The sequence below is a fragment of the Streptococcus sp. 5004 genome (assembly GCF_013276755.1).
GTDB lineage: Bacteria > Bacillota > Bacilli > Lactobacillales > Streptococcaceae > Streptococcus.
Genome location: NZ_VMLP01000002.1, coordinates 150,998 through 166,671 on the forward strand (window position 1 = coordinate 150,998; position 15,674 = coordinate 166,671).

15 protein-coding genes and 1 pseudogene are annotated in these 15,674 nt (G+C 40.3%); 7 read left to right on the forward strand and 9 right to left on the reverse strand.

The annotated features are described in order from the left end of the window. Nucleotides 1-58: 58 nt before the first annotated feature. Complete coding sequence (locus tag HT685_RS00825; protein WP_173251751.1) at nt 59-754, forward strand: VIT family protein; 696 nt, start codon at nt 59-61, stop codon at nt 752-754. Nucleotides 755-906: 152 nt separating this feature from the next. Here HT685_RS00825 and HT685_RS00830 read toward each other — a convergent pair whose 3' ends face one another. Next, a complete protein-coding gene (locus tag HT685_RS00830; protein WP_173278903.1) occupies nt 907-2,895 on the reverse strand; it encodes an ABC transporter permease in 1,989 nt (662 codons plus the stop codon). Between the two features lies 1 nt (nt 2,896). Continuing rightward, nucleotides 2,897-3,655, reverse strand: coding sequence for an ABC transporter ATP-binding protein (locus HT685_RS00835; protein WP_000173358.1), 759 nt, complete (start codon nt 3,653-3,655; stop codon nt 2,897-2,899). A gap of 427 nt (nt 3,656-4,082) precedes the next feature. Here HT685_RS00835 and HT685_RS00840 point away from each other — a divergent pair, with 427 nt between their 5' ends. Continuing rightward, nucleotides 4,083-4,283 carry a hypothetical protein gene (locus HT685_RS00840; RefSeq protein ID WP_173227185.1) on the forward strand — a complete coding sequence of 67 codons (201 nt, stop codon included), beginning with the start codon at nt 4,083-4,085 and terminating at the stop codon, nt 4,281-4,283. Nucleotides 4,284-4,425: 142 nt separating this feature from the next. Here the strand turns inward: HT685_RS00840 and HT685_RS00845 are convergent, their stop codons facing one another. Genes HT685_RS00845 through HT685_RS00855 form a run of 3 tightly spaced genes read right to left on the reverse strand, consistent with a single transcriptional unit; the run spans nt 4,426 to nt 7,321 of the window. Continuing rightward, a complete protein-coding gene (locus HT685_RS00845; RefSeq protein WP_004269704.1) occupies nt 4,426-4,698 on the reverse strand; it encodes a PspC domain-containing protein in 273 nt (90 codons plus the stop codon). A 57-nt stretch (nt 4,699-4,755) separates the two neighbouring features. Then, nucleotides 4,756-5,205, reverse strand: coding sequence for a SprT family protein (locus tag HT685_RS00850; protein ID WP_173227183.1), 450 nt, complete (start codon nt 5,203-5,205; stop codon nt 4,756-4,758). Continuing rightward, complete coding sequence (locus HT685_RS00855) at nt 5,192-7,321, reverse strand: Tex family protein (RefSeq protein WP_173227181.1); 2,130 nt, start codon at nt 7,319-7,321, stop codon at nt 5,192-5,194. The genes HT685_RS00850 and HT685_RS00855 overlap by 14 nt, the downstream gene beginning before the upstream one ends. Before the next feature lie 279 nt (nt 7,322-7,600). On the opposite strand from HT685_RS00855, the gene HT685_RS10265 reads away from it, so the two are divergent. The 5 genes and pseudogenes from HT685_RS10265 to HT685_RS10025 all read left to right on the forward strand — a co-directional run bounded on the left by HT685_RS10265 (nt 7,601) and on the right by HT685_RS10025 (nt 10,744). Continuing rightward, nucleotides 7,601-7,732, forward strand: coding sequence for an SPJ_0845 family protein (locus HT685_RS10265; RefSeq protein WP_049511209.1), 132 nt, complete (start codon nt 7,601-7,603; stop codon nt 7,730-7,732). Further along, the gene (locus HT685_RS00860; RefSeq protein WP_173227179.1) at nt 7,733-8,638 is read left to right on the forward strand and encodes a permease; all 906 of its coding nucleotides are present in this window, start codon (nt 7,733-7,735) and stop codon (nt 8,636-8,638) included. Continuing rightward, a complete protein-coding gene (locus HT685_RS00865; protein WP_050224185.1) occupies nt 8,635-9,450 on the forward strand; it encodes a TIGR03943 family protein in 816 nt (271 codons plus the stop codon). The genes HT685_RS00860 and HT685_RS00865 overlap by 4 nt, the downstream gene beginning before the upstream one ends. 248 nt (nt 9,451-9,698) lie before the next feature. Then, nucleotides 9,699-9,863 carry a hypothetical protein gene (locus tag HT685_RS00870; RefSeq protein WP_173227177.1) on the forward strand — a complete coding sequence of 55 codons (165 nt, stop codon included), beginning with the start codon at nt 9,699-9,701 and terminating at the stop codon, nt 9,861-9,863. A 35-nt stretch (nt 9,864-9,898) separates the two neighbouring features. Beyond that, a pseudogene (locus HT685_RS10025) lies at nt 9,899-10,744 on the forward strand (IS630 family transposase). Nucleotides 10,745-11,056: 312 nt separating this feature from the next. Here HT685_RS10025 and HT685_RS00880 read toward each other — a convergent pair. From HT685_RS00880 to HT685_RS00895, 4 genes are all read right to left on the reverse strand, one after another. After that, a complete protein-coding gene (locus HT685_RS00880; protein WP_050261374.1) occupies nt 11,057-11,314 on the reverse strand; it encodes a DUF896 family protein in 258 nt (85 codons plus the stop codon). Nucleotides 11,315-11,356: 42 nt separating this feature from the next. Continuing rightward, nucleotides 11,357-13,393: a glycine--tRNA ligase subunit beta gene (gene glyS / locus HT685_RS00885; protein WP_173227175.1), complete on the reverse strand. Its 2,037-nt coding sequence runs from the start codon at nt 13,391-13,393 to the stop codon at nt 11,357-11,359. Between the two features lie 211 nt (nt 13,394-13,604). Next, nucleotides 13,605-14,522 (reverse strand): glycine--tRNA ligase subunit alpha, encoded by a 918-nt coding sequence (glyQ, locus tag HT685_RS00890; RefSeq protein ID WP_168940239.1) that lies wholly within the window; start codon nt 14,520-14,522, stop codon nt 13,605-13,607. 367 nt (nt 14,523-14,889) lie between these two features. Continuing rightward, the gene (locus HT685_RS00895; RefSeq protein ID WP_173227173.1) at nt 14,890-15,651 is read right to left on the reverse strand and encodes an elongation factor Tu; all 762 of its coding nucleotides are present in this window, start codon (nt 15,649-15,651) and stop codon (nt 14,890-14,892) included. Between the last annotated feature and the right edge of the window lie 23 nt (nt 15,652-15,674).

Sequence of the window (15,674 nt, forward strand, 5' to 3'; positions counted from 1 at the left end):
TTTTAAAAGATTGATTTCCCTATATTTTTCCTTTATACTGGATAAAAAGGAGATTAGTATGTCAGAAACAAATCACGAAATTGATTCAAACTTTGCAGGGCGTTTAAATATCCTGCGTGCAGGTGTTCTTGGTGCCAACGATGGAATTATTTCCATTGCTGGTGTGGTTATTGGGGTTGCTAGTGCTACGAGCAATATCTGGATTATCTTTTTATCAGGTTTTGCGGCTATCTTAGCTGGTGCCTTTTCAATGGCTGGTGGAGAATATGTGTCCGTTTCAACTCAAAAAGATACTGAGGAAGCGGCCGTTGCGCGTGAGCAACTCTTGCTAGACCAAGATATAGAGTTAGCCAAAAAGTCCCTCTATGCTGCTTATATCCAAAATGATGAGTGTGAAACATCAGCCCAACTTCTCACCAACAAAGCCTTTTTAAATAATCCGCTCAAGGCTTTGGTAGAGGAAAAATATGGGATTGAGTATGAAGAATTTACCAATCCTTGGCATGCTGCTATCTCTAGCTTTATTTCTTTTTTCCTTGGTAGCTTACCACCAATGCTTTCAATTACCATTTTCCCAAGTGAATACCGCATCCCTGCTACTGTCCTTATCGTCGGTGTGGCCCTTCTTCTCACTGGTTACACTAGTGCCAAACTTGGAAAAGCCCCAACCAAAACAGCTATGATTCGAAACCTCACTATTGGTCTCTTGACTATGGGAGTTACCTTCTTGCTCGGACAACTTTTCAGCATTTAATACTTTTCGAAAATCTCTTCAAACCACGTCAGCTTCGCCTTGCCGTAGATATGTTACTGACTTCGTCNNGCTAGCTTCCTAGTTTGCTTTTTGATTTTCATTGAGTATAAAATACAAGAAATACCTCGATTTTGAAGTCGAGGTATTCTTTTTTACATTTGCACAATCTTGCGATAGCTTCTTGAAGTAATCATGAAAATCAGCACATAGGCGATGAGGAAGACAGCGCAGATAGACAAAGTCACTGTCAACATCATAGTCGCATCCAGTACACCTATCACTTTAAGAATCAGGCTAAGCATATGGTAGGCAAAGGCGAGATGTATGAAGGCAAAGAGCAAAGGAAGGAAGAAAACAGTTAAAACCTGTTTGTTGATGGTTTGCTTGATTTGCTTTTGATCTAAACCGACTTTCTGCAAGATAATAAAGCGTTCACGGTCTTCATAGCCTTCAGAAATTTGTTTGTAGTAGATGACCAGAACGGTTCCGACCATAAAGATAATGGATAGGAAAATACCGATAAAGAAGACACCACCAAAGAGGGCACTCATTTGAGCACTAGCATCTGCTAGATTGCTTCCATACACATAGCTACCTTCAGTGTTTAATTGAGCATTAAATTGATCGAGGTATTTATCATACTCGTCAGCGACCTTGAGTTGTTCTTCTTCGCTGGCATTTACATTCATACCACCGTACAGCTGATTATAGATAGCCGAATCTGGGAATTGGTCTAAAAAGGCTTGTAAATCTGGAACAACAAGGTAATTGTAATCAGTAGTAAAAATATTAAACTGATTTGGAACATGGTTCACAATAAAATCTGTATTAAATTCTTCTTTGACAGAAAATTGATGGTTATTTAGAGTTAGAGCTTTCTGTCCTTTCAGTCCGTCATTTTTGGCAAAAAGACCGACCTCATTCCCTGATAGAGACAGTTTTTGACCAGTCATATTTTCATAATCTTTTTGGTCAAATACCATGAAAACTGTTTTTGGTTGGACACGATTTTGTCCTTTTTCAAAAATAGTTAACTTGGTTCCTTCTTGATTTGCAATACCAAAGTTACTGTAACGAAGCACTTCTTTCTCTTTGACACTATAACCTTTGTCACTTGCAAACTGGCTCAAGAGTTTGTCCAAGTCTTCTTTTTCAACGTTTTGTCCAGTAATTCCAAAGTCATGCGGATTCATCACTTTTTTAAAGGATTCTGAGGCATTGAAAATGCTTGTCGCTGCAGACATGGTAACCAAGACCATTGTTGACAAAATAGCGATTGTTGCTAATCCAACTGCATTTTTCTTCATACGGAAAATCAAGTTGGAAACAGAGATAAGATTATTTGGTTGGTAATAGTATTTCTTGTTTTTCTTTAAGATTTGAAGGAAAACGGTAATTCCTGCATTAAACAAGAGATAGGTACCAAAGATAACCAGCAAAACAGCTAAGAAGAAGGTGGTTAAGGCTGTAAGGGGATCTTTTACTGTAAGGGCAAGATAATAGCCAATCCCTAAACTAATCGAACCAAGAATAGTTTGGAGAGGAAGGAAACGACCTTTTTTCTCTCCACTTGCTTTCTCACGAGAGAGCTGGAGGGCATTCATACGGGCGATTCGAAGGGCATTCAGGAACATGAGGCCTAGGAAAATCAATCCAAAGACAACAAGTACTGCAATGACAACATTCATTTGGAAGGTAGCGACCAGCTCAACCTTCAATTTCATCAGTTTGAGCAGGAAAGCGAAAATTAACTTGTCAAACAAGGCTCCAATACCGATACCCGCTCCAACAGTTAGAATCCCAAATAGCACTAACTCCTTAAAGGTCATACTGATAAGATGACGCTTCTCCAAGCCCAACATGCCATAAATTCCCAGTTCCTTGGAACGGTTCTTCATGACAAAACTATTGGCATAGAGGACGATAATGGCTGACGCAAGGGTGACGACAAACATACCAAATCCAAGTGTAGCCTGAATGGTTGTTCCTCCACGGATTTCAGCAATCTTGGGATTGAAAGTTAGAGAGTAAAAGAGATAGGTGACAGTGACTGCCAAGAGAACAGCCAGCGCAAAAGGATAATAGAGTTTGCGGTTTTTAATCAAGTTCGATACCGCTAACTTATTGGTTAATCGAAACATACTAATTCACCTCGCTTGCCATGACAGTCAAGGTATCAGAGATTTCTTGGAACATCTGACGTTCTGTCTTCTCTCCACGGTAGATTTGGTTGTAAAGAATGCCGTCTTTGATAAAGAGTACACGTTTAGCTCTGCTAGCTGCTGCTGTGGAGTGGGTTACCATGAGAATAGTTTGGCCGCGCTCATTGATTTCATCAAAAACATCAAGTAAGGCTGCAGATGACTTGGAATCAAGGGCTCCTGTTGGCTCGTCCGCAAGGAGAATTTCAGGTTCAGTGATGATGGCGCGTGCTACTGCTACACGCTGTTTTTGCCCACCTGAAATCTCGTAAGGGTACTTCTCTTGCAATTGGTTGATACCTAGATTCTCAGCTGTCACCACCAATTTCTTCATCATCTCCGTAATGGGTCTTCTTGACAAGACAAGGGGAAGCAAGATATTATCTTTTACAGAGAGAGTATCTAACAAATTAAAGTCTTGGAAGACAAATCCCAGCTTTTCACGACGGAAGCTAGAAGCCTGTGAATTTTTAATGGTTGCGGTGTCTGTTCCATTCAGGTAAACTTGTCCACGACTTGGTTTATCCAGCATAGCTAGGATATTGAGAAGAGTGGATTTACCAGAACCGGACTCACCCATGATGGCAACGTAGTCACCCTTTTCGACGGTAAAGTGAATATCCTTGAGGGCCTCTACTTGGTTGCCCTGAAAACGAGTTTTGTAAATTTTTTGAACGTGTTTTACATCTAAAAGTGTCATGAGAATCTCCTTTCTTAATATCCCATCAAATGAAATGTCGCTTGCATCATAGCGCATCCTAGCTGAACGCGCTCGATATCTTTGTGGCTTGGTTTTCTTGTTTTCTTATGTAAGATTTGTTTCATGATGTTACTCCTTTGTTCTTTATGAGTATAGTTTACATCAAAAAAAGACCGCTTGCCATAACATAACCTTACAAAAGAGACTTTAATCTTACATTTTTGTAAGATTGGGGGAAATGTAGGCAAAATTACTTAGAAAATGATTTGATTTCCTATTTTTAAAATTGTAAAATATAAGTGTGAAAAGGCTTACTTTGGAAAGGAGGAAGCGGGAACTAACATTTGAGTAAGCTTACCTAGATAACATACCATTAAATTTAACACTTGCAAGTTGTTCAACCTATAAGGAAAGAAGGGGCGCTTTAATGAAACATAAAGAACATATACTCATCGGACTTCTCTATCTCCTCTCTCTCCTCTCTCCATTCATCGGTCAGTTCTTAGTTGAAAAAACATACTTTATCGGTACAGAATTTACAGCTACTGCTTATGCTATTTGCTGGCTATCAGTTGTTATCAGCATCCACCATTTTTCAAAAAATGTATTGTCTCAGCAACAAAAATAGATTAGAAACATGAGTTCAAAAACATGCTTTTAGTTTGTAGATGAAGCTGGCGAAATATTATTAAAAGTAAAAAAGCTTTAAATCAAGCAGTTTAGACTATTGATTTAAAGCTTTTTGCTTATTCCAAATCTTCTGTAAAACCTCACCAAAACCATCCATCATTTTCTTCAATGGCTTGAGCTTCTTTGCGTTTGCGTGGGCCTGTTCCATACATTTCTGCTTCAATTTCTTCCTTAGTAGGCATGACAGAAGCTAGGATGATATAGATAATCACGCCAAGTCCAAAGTTTGCAACTGTAAAAATGGCAAACAGAAAACGTACAAGGGTTACATCAAAGTTCCACTTGTCTGACAGACCTGCCAAAACTCCTGAAATCATGCGATTTCGTCTCATTTTATAAAATTTACTGTTCATGATTTTCCTCTTTCTGCTAGGTTAGACATAGTATATCATGGGTAGGCTCGGCTTTCATCAGTCCTCAGGCTGATTTATTAGTAGCAATTTACCTCGACAAAGTCCACAGCGATAGCGTTTGGTATCAATCTTTCGCTTGCGCTGATAACTTTGCTGGCAGGATTGACAACGATAGAGCTTAATTGGTTTGGAGTTGCTATTTGGCAAGGTTGGTACAAAGCGTAATCCATCCACTGCTTTCAACAGTTCCTTAAAATCCCGATTCTTGTGTTGATAGCCCTTCCCTTGAAAATAGAGGTGATAATGACAGAGTTCATGTCGGACAATTTTCCTAAAAACGTCTAAACCCAGTTCCTGATAAACCTTGGGATTAAAATCCAAATGCCCATCTTTTGGGAAAAATCGCCCACCTGTCGAACGTAGACGAGAATTCCACTGAGCTTGATGGATAAAAGGTCTGCCGAAGTCTTCTAGTGAAACCTGCTTGACGTAATCAGTCAGTTTCATTTGGAGCTAGAAGCGACAGATTGACTTTTTCACGTTCAGTATCGATTTTCTTAACCCAAACCGTTACCAAATCACCAACGGATACCACTTGGCTAGGGTGTTTTATAAACTTGCGACTCATGTGGGAAATATGGATCAAACCGTCCTCATGAATCCCAATGTCAACAAAGGCACCAAAGTCAACTACATTACGCACCACTCCTTCTAGCTTCTGACCAACCACTAAGTCTTTGATATCTAGGACATCTTGGCGGAGAACTGGAGCATCAAAGGAATCACGGAAATCTCGACCTGGTTTGAGAAGGTCAGCAATGATATCTTTAAGGGTTTCTGGACCAAGGTCTAGCTCTTGCGCCATTTCCTTGACTGAAAGCGACTTGAGTTTACTTTGGGCTTCTTCATTCAGGTCCGTGATATCCAATCGTTTGAAGAGCTCCTTAACAGCAGCGTAATTTTCTGGGTGTACTCCTGTATTATCAAGGATATTGCTACTTTCTGGTATTCGAAGGAAACCAGCTGCCTGTTCAAAAGCCTTGGCCCCCAGACGAGGGACTTTCTTGATTTGGGCGCGCGAAGTAATTTTTCCTTCTTCCTCACGGTATTTGACGATATTTTCAGAAATGGTTTTATTGAGTCCAGCTACGTGTGAAAGAAGAGCAGGACTGGCTGTATTGATGTTGACACCGACTTGGTTAACAACCGTATCCACGACAAAATCCAGACTTTCAGACAACTTCTTCTGGCTGACATCGTGCTGGTACTGACCGACACCGATTGACTTGGGATCAATTTTGACCAATTCAGCAAGGGGATCTTGCAAACGACGGGCGATAGAAATAGCAGAGCGTTTTTCAACAGTCAAGTCTGGAAATTCCTGACGAGCAAGTTCGCTGGCAGAATAGACAGAAGCACCACTTTCGTTAACAATGACATAGCTGACTTCAGAAAAATCTTTAAGAACTTCCGCCACAAAGGCTTCACTTTCACGACTAGCAGTACCATTTCCGATAGCAATAATTTCTACGCCGTATTGACCAATCAAATCTGCCAAATCTTTCTTGGCTTCTTCGATTTGATGAGTTGATGCTGGTTTGACAGGATAAATGACCTGAGTTGTCAGCATTTTTCCTGTTGCATCCACGACAGCTAGCTTGGCACCTGTACGAAAGGCAGGGTCAAATCCTAGAACCACGCGCCCTTTCAACGGAGCAACCAAGAGGAGATTGCGCAGATTGTCAGAAAAGAGTTGGATAGCTCCTTCTTCTGCCTTTTCAGTTAGTTCTGTCCGAATACGGCGCTCGATAGCAGGCAAGACTTTTTTCTTAACTGACTGATGAACAACTTCATCAATATAGGTATTCTTCACCTTGAAACGAGCAGCAAAGAAGGCAAGGATACGGTCCGTCGCATGTTCAAAACCGACCTTCAAGATACCTAGCTTTTCCCCACGATTGAGGGCTAAGGTACGATAACCTTGCATATTTCCAACCGTCTCTGAAAAATCATAATAAATCTGAAAAACCTGCTTTTCATCAAGACTTTCATCCTTGACTTGGGAAGTGAGTTTAGAGTGTCTCAACACCTCCTGATAAGTCATGGAGCGCAAAGTCACATCTTCCGATAAGGCTTCGACCAAGATATCAACTGCACCAGCCAAGGCTTCCTTACCAGTCGCAAATCCTTCACAGACAAACTTTTCAGCCTCTTTTTCTAAATCAGCTACATTCTGCAAAATAAAGCGAGCAAGAGGGAAGAGTCCGGCTTCACGGGCAATGGTTGCCTTGGTTCGACGTTTTTCCTTGTATGGAAGATAGAGTTCTTCTACATCAGCTAGTTTTTCGGCAGCTAAGATAGCTTCTTCCAACTCCTTGGTCAGCTTGCCTTGCTCTTGAATCTTAGCCAAGACAGCTTCCTTACGGTCGTTGAGATTTGTCAGACTTTTATCCAAGTCGATAATGGCCTTAATTGCCACCTCATCCAGACTACCAGTCATGTCCTTGCGATAACGTGCGATAAAGGGAATAGTCGCCCCTTCAGCTATCAAACTTAGAACAGTATCAATTTGCTTTAACGTCACTCCCAAATCTTGGGAAATTTTTTCATATTTTTTATCCATGAATCTATTATACCACAAGCTGGAAGGCTTGCTCCAATCCTTTTCATACTCAATGAAAATCAAAAAGCAAACTAGGAAGCTAGCCGCAGGCTGCTCAAAATACTGTTTTGAGGTTGTAGATAAGACTGACGAAGCCAGTCACATATATACGGCAAGGCGAAGCTGACGTGGTTTGAAAAGATTTTCGAAGAGTATCAACTATCGAAAACAAATTAAAAAACTCCCTTTTCCTCAAAATAATAGTATAATAGAGGTAGAATTTAGAATCGAGGTACACCTATGGCTGTAAAATTTACAAAACGAGACGACTTGGACAAGATGTTTGAAGAGTTTGCTAAACTCCCAGATTTGAAGCAAGTTACTTTCCCTGATGACAAAGAGAAAAAAGCCAAAACAGAAAAGAAAAACTAGATGACTACTTTCCAACAACTCCCATCTAGTGTACTTCAAACTGGAGCTATTTTTCTCTCTATAATTATTGAAGCACTCCCTTTCGTTCTGATAGGAAGTATTGTCTCTGGGCTGATTGAGGTTTATATCACACCTGACAAGGTTTATCATTTTCTCCCTCGAAATCGTTGGGGGAGAATCTTTTTTGGCACCTTCGTTGGTATACTTTTCCCTTCTTGCGAATGTGGAATCGTCCCCATCATCAATCGTTTTCTGGAAAAGAAGGTTCCTAGTTACACGGCCGTTCCTTTTCTTGTAACAGCACCTGTTATCAATCCCATTGTTCTCTTTGCGACCTATTCTGCCTTTGGCAACTCCTTCCATATCGCCCTGTTACGAGCTCTGGGTTCCATCGTTGTGGCTGTAATACTAGGGATTTTTCTAGGATTTTTCTGGCAAGAACCGATTCAAAAAGAAAATCGTCTGGCTTGTCATGAGCATGATTTTACTCACTTAAGCCCTGCAAAAAAGGTTTTTCAGGTCTTTGTGCAAGCCATTGATGAATTTTTTGATACGGGACGTTATTTGGTATTTGGCTGTCTCTTTGCCTCTGTTATACAGGTCTATGTTCCGACACGGATTCTGACCTCTATCAGTGCGACTCCTCTTTTTGCCATCCTGCTCTTGATGCTTTTGGCCTTTCTTCTTTCGCTCTGTAGTGAGGCGGATGCCTTTATCGGTGCTTCTCTTCTCTCGAGTTTCGGATTGGCACCAGTTATGGCCTTTCTGGTGATTGGCCCAATGCTGGATATCAAAAATATTCTCATGATGAAAAATTACTTGAAAGCACGATTTATCAGTCACTTCATAACGATTGTAACTCTTGTCGTCTTAGTCTATTCTCTCTTGATTGGAGTCATCCTATGATTCGATTTTTAGTTTTAGCTGGCTATTTTGAACTGACTATTTACCTCCATTTGTCGGGCAAATTAAACCAGTACATCAACATGCACTATTCCTATCTGGCCTATATCTCCATGGTACTTTCCTTTATTTTGGCAATTGTTCAACTGTATATCTGGATGAAGCAAGTCAAAACCCACAGTCATCTGAACAGCCGATTGGCCAAGATGACGAGTATTTCTCTTCTGGCTATTCCACTTGTCATCGGCTTAACTTTCCCAACTGTTAGCTTGGATTCTCAGACTGTTTCTGCTAAAGGTTATCATTTCCCCCTATCGGAAGGAACGGATCTGGCCATTCAGACAAGCGAAGGGACAACAAGTCAATATTTGAAACCAGATACCAGTTCTTATTTTTCAAAATCAGCCTATGAAAAGGAAATGCGAACGGCGGCGGATAAATACTTATCCCAAGATAGTATTCAGATCACTAATGAAAACTATATGGAGGTCATGGAGGCTATCTACGACTATCCAGATGAGTTTGAGGGCAAGACAATCCAGTTTACAGGCTTTGTCTACAATGACCCCAGTCATGCCAATAGCCAATTTCTGTTCCGCTTCGGCATTATCCACTGTATCGCGGATTCAGGTGTCTATGGCTTACTGACCAAGGGAAATACCCGTCAATATGAAAATAATACTTGGATAACAGCCAAGGGAAAACTGGTCAATCACTACCATAAAGAACTCAAACAAAACCTTCCAACCTTGGAAATCGAAAGCTTTACCAAAGTCGATAAACCAGAAAATCCCTATGTTTATCGAGCTTTTTAAAAAGCAAACCAAGTTCATAAAAAACTCTAAGCAGGAAGAGCCTGCTAACTCGTGACAGAAAAAGAAGTTTAGCCTATAATGAAGACGAACAATACCAATCCGTGGTGTTTAATAGGGCTTTTCCTAGCCTGTTTAAAAAACTGGATGAACAAGAGTCATGAGAAAACTCGAATATGCTTGGAGCATGAAAACATATTACTAGTAGCCTCTTGTTCTATTGTTCAAATAGTTAACAGGAGGTTTTTATAATGGAAGCTATGATCGAAACGTGTTGTGGTATTGATGTCCATCCAAAATCCATTGTTTGTTGTATTCTAGATGGTTCACTAGATAGCAATAAACCAAAGAAAATTCAGAAGAAATTTGGAACAACTACTGTAGCTCTTCACAATGCTTTAGATTGGATGGTATAGATGCTTAGTTTTAAACAAGCATCTATAATAAAGCTATGGCATATAGTACAGATTTTAAACAAGGAGTATTAGATTACATCAAAGAGGACACAGCCATATCGAGGCGGTCAAAGTTTTTGATGTTGGCGTCAGAACTTTCTTCACGTGGGAAAAGAAAGACGTGAACAAGGACACTTAGAGCGGAAAAAGTGAGTCGTCAAAAAGCGGGAAATCCCTTTAGAGGAGTTGAAAGTCTTTGTAAAGGCTCATCCAGACGCTTTTTAACGGGAAATTGCGGCACATTTTGATTGTGCTGTTCCTTCAGTATGGACAGCTTTAAAGCAATTCATATCACTTTAAAAAAAAAGACAACTAGCTCTAAGGAACAAGATCCAGAGAAAGTCGCTGAGTTTCTTGATATTTTGGATAACCTAAAAGATTTACCAGTCGTATATATTGACGAAACGGGAAACGACCGCTAGCTCTATCGTCCTTATGCACGGGCTCCTAGAAGGGAGAAAGTCTATAACAAGATTAGCGGACGGCGTTTTGAGCTGACTTCAATTGTTGCAGGACAAGTAGACGGAGAGTTTATAGCTCTTATGATTTACAAGGAAAGTATGACGAGGGATTTCTTTGTGGAGTGGTTCAAAACGCAGCTCTTGCCTGCTTTGAAGACACCTCACGTCATTGTCATGGACAATGCTAGTTTTCATCCCAAGCATATCTTGGATGAACTTTACATTAAAGATAAACACTTTTTCTTACCTCTACCAGCTTATTCACCAGATTTGAATCCTATTGAGCAAGCTTGGGCTATCTTGAAAAAGAAAGTGACGGATTTATTAAGGAAAGTCCCAAATATTTTTGAATATTTGAAGTGCTTTTTTAAAACTAAATGACTATAATACGAGGGATTTGATGATTTTTCTTGACGATAGAAGACTCAACGACCATCATTTTAGAGCATATATTTATAGTGGATTGAACATAGAATAGTATACCCATAATTCTAAAACCTGTATAGAAATTAATTTGAATTCACTAATCTTTTTGTTCACATCTTATTTCAATTCACTATATAACTCAATTTCATAATAAAAACACCTCAAAAGTTAGATTTTCTAGCTCTAACTTTTGAGGTGCAGCCCATTTATGTATGATAGTCTTTTGGTTATTATTTCATCTATCTTTGTTAAAAGAAAGAATACTTATTATGAATTTGGGTCATCAAGACTACGGCCATGTAAGCCTTTTTCACGTTGGGCTTGGCGTAGTTTTTCTGGTGTAACATCGTTCCCTTCTTCGTCCACAATTTTGATCCCTTCAATATGGTGACGAACCGTGCGACGATAACCTTCGATGTACTCCTCACGTAGTTTGGCTTGTTCCACTTTTTCTTCTGGGGTCAAGCCTTCTGTTTTTTTCTTTTTGGCAAGCTCGTTGATACGATCAATTTTTTTAGGATCCATGTTTCTCTCCTTTATGATAAGATTTAATCCGTTTAACAGATTTTATTTGGTATTGATTTGGTTAAAACGTGCAAGTTTAGCTGCTTTCTTGGTTAATTGCGACAAGATTGCCAAACGATTTTGACGGACTGCTTCATTTTCAGCCATAACCATGGTATTCTCAAAGAAGGCATCAATGACTGTACTAAGCGCAAAGAGCTGTTTCAATTGCTGACTGGCAGTCCCTGACAAAACGAGTGATTCTACTGCTTCTGCCAAGGCTTTCTCTTCTTCATTCTCAAAGAGAGCTGAATCAACTGTAGCAATTCCTTTTGCCTTCTCAGCCAAGTTAAAGGCACGAGAAAGTGATTCAACAGATGGTTTGAAATCTTCTTCCTTACTTGCTTCTACAAGAGCACTTGCTGCTTCCAACATATCTGCCACAACAAAGTTCGAACTTGCAAGTACTGCTTCCTTGGTATCTTTTGGAGTAGAACCCATCATCTTATCAACACGAGCCTTGATAAAGTCCATAACCTCTGTCTTATTTTCATAAGTCAAGCTGTCAAATTTCAAAGCATAAAGGCTATCAATCAGCTCGTCCATAGCAATGTGCCAACCAAAAGCATCCAAGATACGAACTACACCTTGAGTTGCACGACGAAGAGCATAAGGGTCATTAGACCCTGATGGAATCAAACCTACTGAGAAGAAGCTCAAAATCGTATCCAATTTGTCTGCAATGGCAAGCACTGCGCCGACCTTGCTCTCTGGAAGTTCTCCTTCAGCTGAAGTAGGCATGTAGTGTTCACGAATAGCAGCTGCCACCGCTGGAGTTTCACCAGCAAGAAGGGCATATTTCTCACCCATAATTCCTTGGAGTTCGTCAAACTCACCAACCATACCTGTTAACAAGTCAAACTTGTAAATGGCTGCTGCACGGGCTAGGTCAATCGTTTCATCCGCTGACAAGCCTGCTTTTTCTGCCAAGAGAATAGCAATCTGACCAGTACGAATCATGTGTTCACGAAGGGAACCAATTTTCTCATGGAAAGTCACATTGTTTAATTTTTCAACAAGATCTGAAATCACCAATTTTTGGTCTTCACGCCAGAAGAATTCACCGTCTTCTAAGCGAGCGACCAAGACTTTTTCATTACCTTTGATGACATTTTCCAAATGCTCTGCGTTTCCATTACGAACAGAAATGAAGTTTGGCAAGAGTTTACCGTCTTGATCACGGACAACAAAGTACCGTTGGTGTTCTTTCATCGAAGTCACCAAAACTTCTTCTGGAACTTCAAGGTATTTGGCATCAAAGCTTCCCATAAAGGCAGTTGGGTATTCAACCAAGTTCAAGACTTCATTAAGCAAATCCGCATCAATTTCGATATGTACACCATGCTCAGCTTCGATTGCTTTGATTTGATCAACAATCATTTGCTCACGTTCACGTGGATCTGCAATTACATACTGTGCACGAAGGTCTTCTTCATAGCTCAATGCTGACTGAATCTTAGTTTCTTGTCCCAAGAAACGATGGCCACGGCTCACACGCCCTCCCTTAATATCAAGGAAATCCAAATCAAACTCTTCTTCATCTAAAAGAACAGTTAAAGTGTGAACAGGGCGGATGTATTCAAAGGTGTTGTTAGCCCAGTGCATGCTGACAGGGAAAGTCAATGACTTCAAGACATCTACAACACCAGGAACAATTGCTTCAACTGCTTGACCAACTTCTTCCTTAGTGACATAGACATATTCTTCCCCCTTAATTTCACGGAATTCGATATCTTCAACAGTCAATCCTTTTCCACGAACAAATCCTTGAGCTGCTTTGGTGAAGTTTCCATCGCTATCCAAGGCAATTTTCTTTGCTGGCCCCTTAAAATCTTCCGTCAAATCAGACTGTTTGTATGCAAGACCAGTTACACGAACAGCCAAACGACGTGGTGTTGAGAAGGTCTGAATAGCTTCAAAAGACAAGCGGTTTTCCTTGAGGAAGGCTGCCATTTTTTCGCCTAGTTGTTTTTCACTTGGTGTGACAACATAGGCTGGTAATTCTTCAAGACCGAGTTCTACTAATAAGTTTTTTGTCATGTTTTTTCTCCGAAAAGTATCTTTTTATTTTCCAGTTTGCCTTATGTGATTGGCACGCAAGCAACCAACTTCGTTGTTTCATTGCTAAAACTGGAGCCAAAAGTCTCCAATTTTGCCTAGTATCCTTAGCTTCACTAAGGATACCTTCATCACTGCGGCAACTGGTTCAGGGCTCACTCTGTTCGCCCATTTTCGTAATTTGTCACTCTCTCTATTCTGCTTCTTCTGCTAAGAGTTTAGCTCGTGTTGCTTCATCTAAAAGTGGGTAGCCTAGGCGTTTGCGTTCTGCGACAAAGGTTTTAGCTACGACACGGGCCAAGTTACGGATACGAGCGATATAGCCTGCGCGCTCTGTTACAGATACGGCACCACGCGCATCAAGCAGGTTAAAGGTGTGTGAACATTTGAGAACATAGTCATAGGCAGGGTGCACCAATCCTTCTTCCAAGGCGCGACCAGCTTCTTTTTCAAACTTATCAAAGTTTTCCAGCAACATTTCTTGGTCAGAAATTTCAAATGAATATTTTGAGTGCTCATACTCAGGCTGGATAAAGATTTCTCCGTATTTTACACCATCAGCCCACTCGATATCATAGACAGAGTCTACTTCTTGAATATAAGAGGCCAAGCGCTCCAAACCATAGGTAACTTCCGCAGTCACAGGGCCAGTTGCCAATCCACCGACTTGTTGGAAATAAGTAAACTGAGTGATTTCCATTCCGTCAAGCCAAACTTCCCAACCAAGACCAGCTGAACCAGTTGATGGGTTTTCCCAGTTGTCCTCAACAAAACGGATATCGTGCTCCAAAGGATTGATTCCCAATTTTTCCAAAGACTCAAGGTACAGTTCTTGGATGTTTGATGGAGATGGCTTCATGACCACCTGGAATTGGTGGTGTTGGTAAAGACGGTTAGGGTTTTCCCCGTAACGACCGTCAGCAGGACGACGTGATGGCTCTACATAAGCCGCATTCCATGGCTCAGGTCCGATAGCACGAAGGAAAGTGTAAGGACTCATTGTCCCCGCACCTTTTTCATTATCATAAGCCTGCATAAGCATACAACCTTGGTCATTCCAAAATTGTTGCAAAGTCAAAATAATTTCTTGAAATGTTAATTTCTTAGACATTGAATACTCCTTAATAAAAAATGATTTCTTGCGACACGAGTCTGCCTCGTCGATTATACGAGGCAAGACGAGTTAGTACTGCGTCTAGCTCAGGCACTCTAGTGCTGAGCGTGGGGCAGTCCGACTGAAGGAGGTTTCTGCCACTGACGCAGTGGAAAGTCAATTTTTTAGACATTGTTTACTCCTTTTTATATAAATTACTTGCGACACGAGTCTGCCTCGTCGATCATACGAGGCAAGACGAGTTAGTACTGCGTCTAGCTCAGGCACTCTAGTGCTGAGTGTGGGGTATCCCGACTGTAAGGAGGTCTCTGCCACTGAAGCAGTGAAATGTTAATTTCTTAGACATTGTTTACTCCTTTAGTTTTTATATTTCTTTTTCAATTAATTTCTGCTGAACAAACCAATTTAACAAGGGAAGAGTTTTATCTGTATTTGCCCATAAATGATAAGAATCGAAGACCGCTTGTATACTACCTAGATTTTCTACCAACTTATCTATTGTCAAAAAACTACGCCAGTATTCGTAAAAAATACTTGAATAGTTCTTATCATAGGTCGAAGAACCAAAATCATTCAATGAATGCCAACCATACTTCTTCTGAAAAAGTTCTACAAGAGATTGATTACAAATTTTTTCCGCCTGAAATTCCTCTTCTGTCAAGAAATACTTGCGACTAATATATTCAACCATCCCCTCTTCGAACCATATATAAGAGTCGTAACCATCAAAATCATCTAAAAAATGTTCCGACCAATGAGCTAACTCATGTCCTACAATCTGTAAGAGGAAATTTTCAGATAAAGAATGATAGTGACTTTCTATTGCTTGAGTTTGCTCAGAACACTCGTAGTCCATCAACTGATACAAATACAACTCTTTCCAAACAGCTAAATCAGGCGTCATAACCATTCGTCTATTATTTGTATAGGCTGGAACAGCGCTTTCCCTAATAATCTGTGTAGCAGCATTAAAACTTGACCAAATAACGGCTTGCGGTAAATCACAGACTGCAAGTTCATTCTTTAAAAAAGATTGATAATCTTTCAACTTTTCAGTATTTCTTACTACAAAATCACGAAATGCAGCTAGTTGACTATCGTCTTTTACAAGATAAAGGTTTTCCACGTCTCTCCTTTCTTTCACACAAT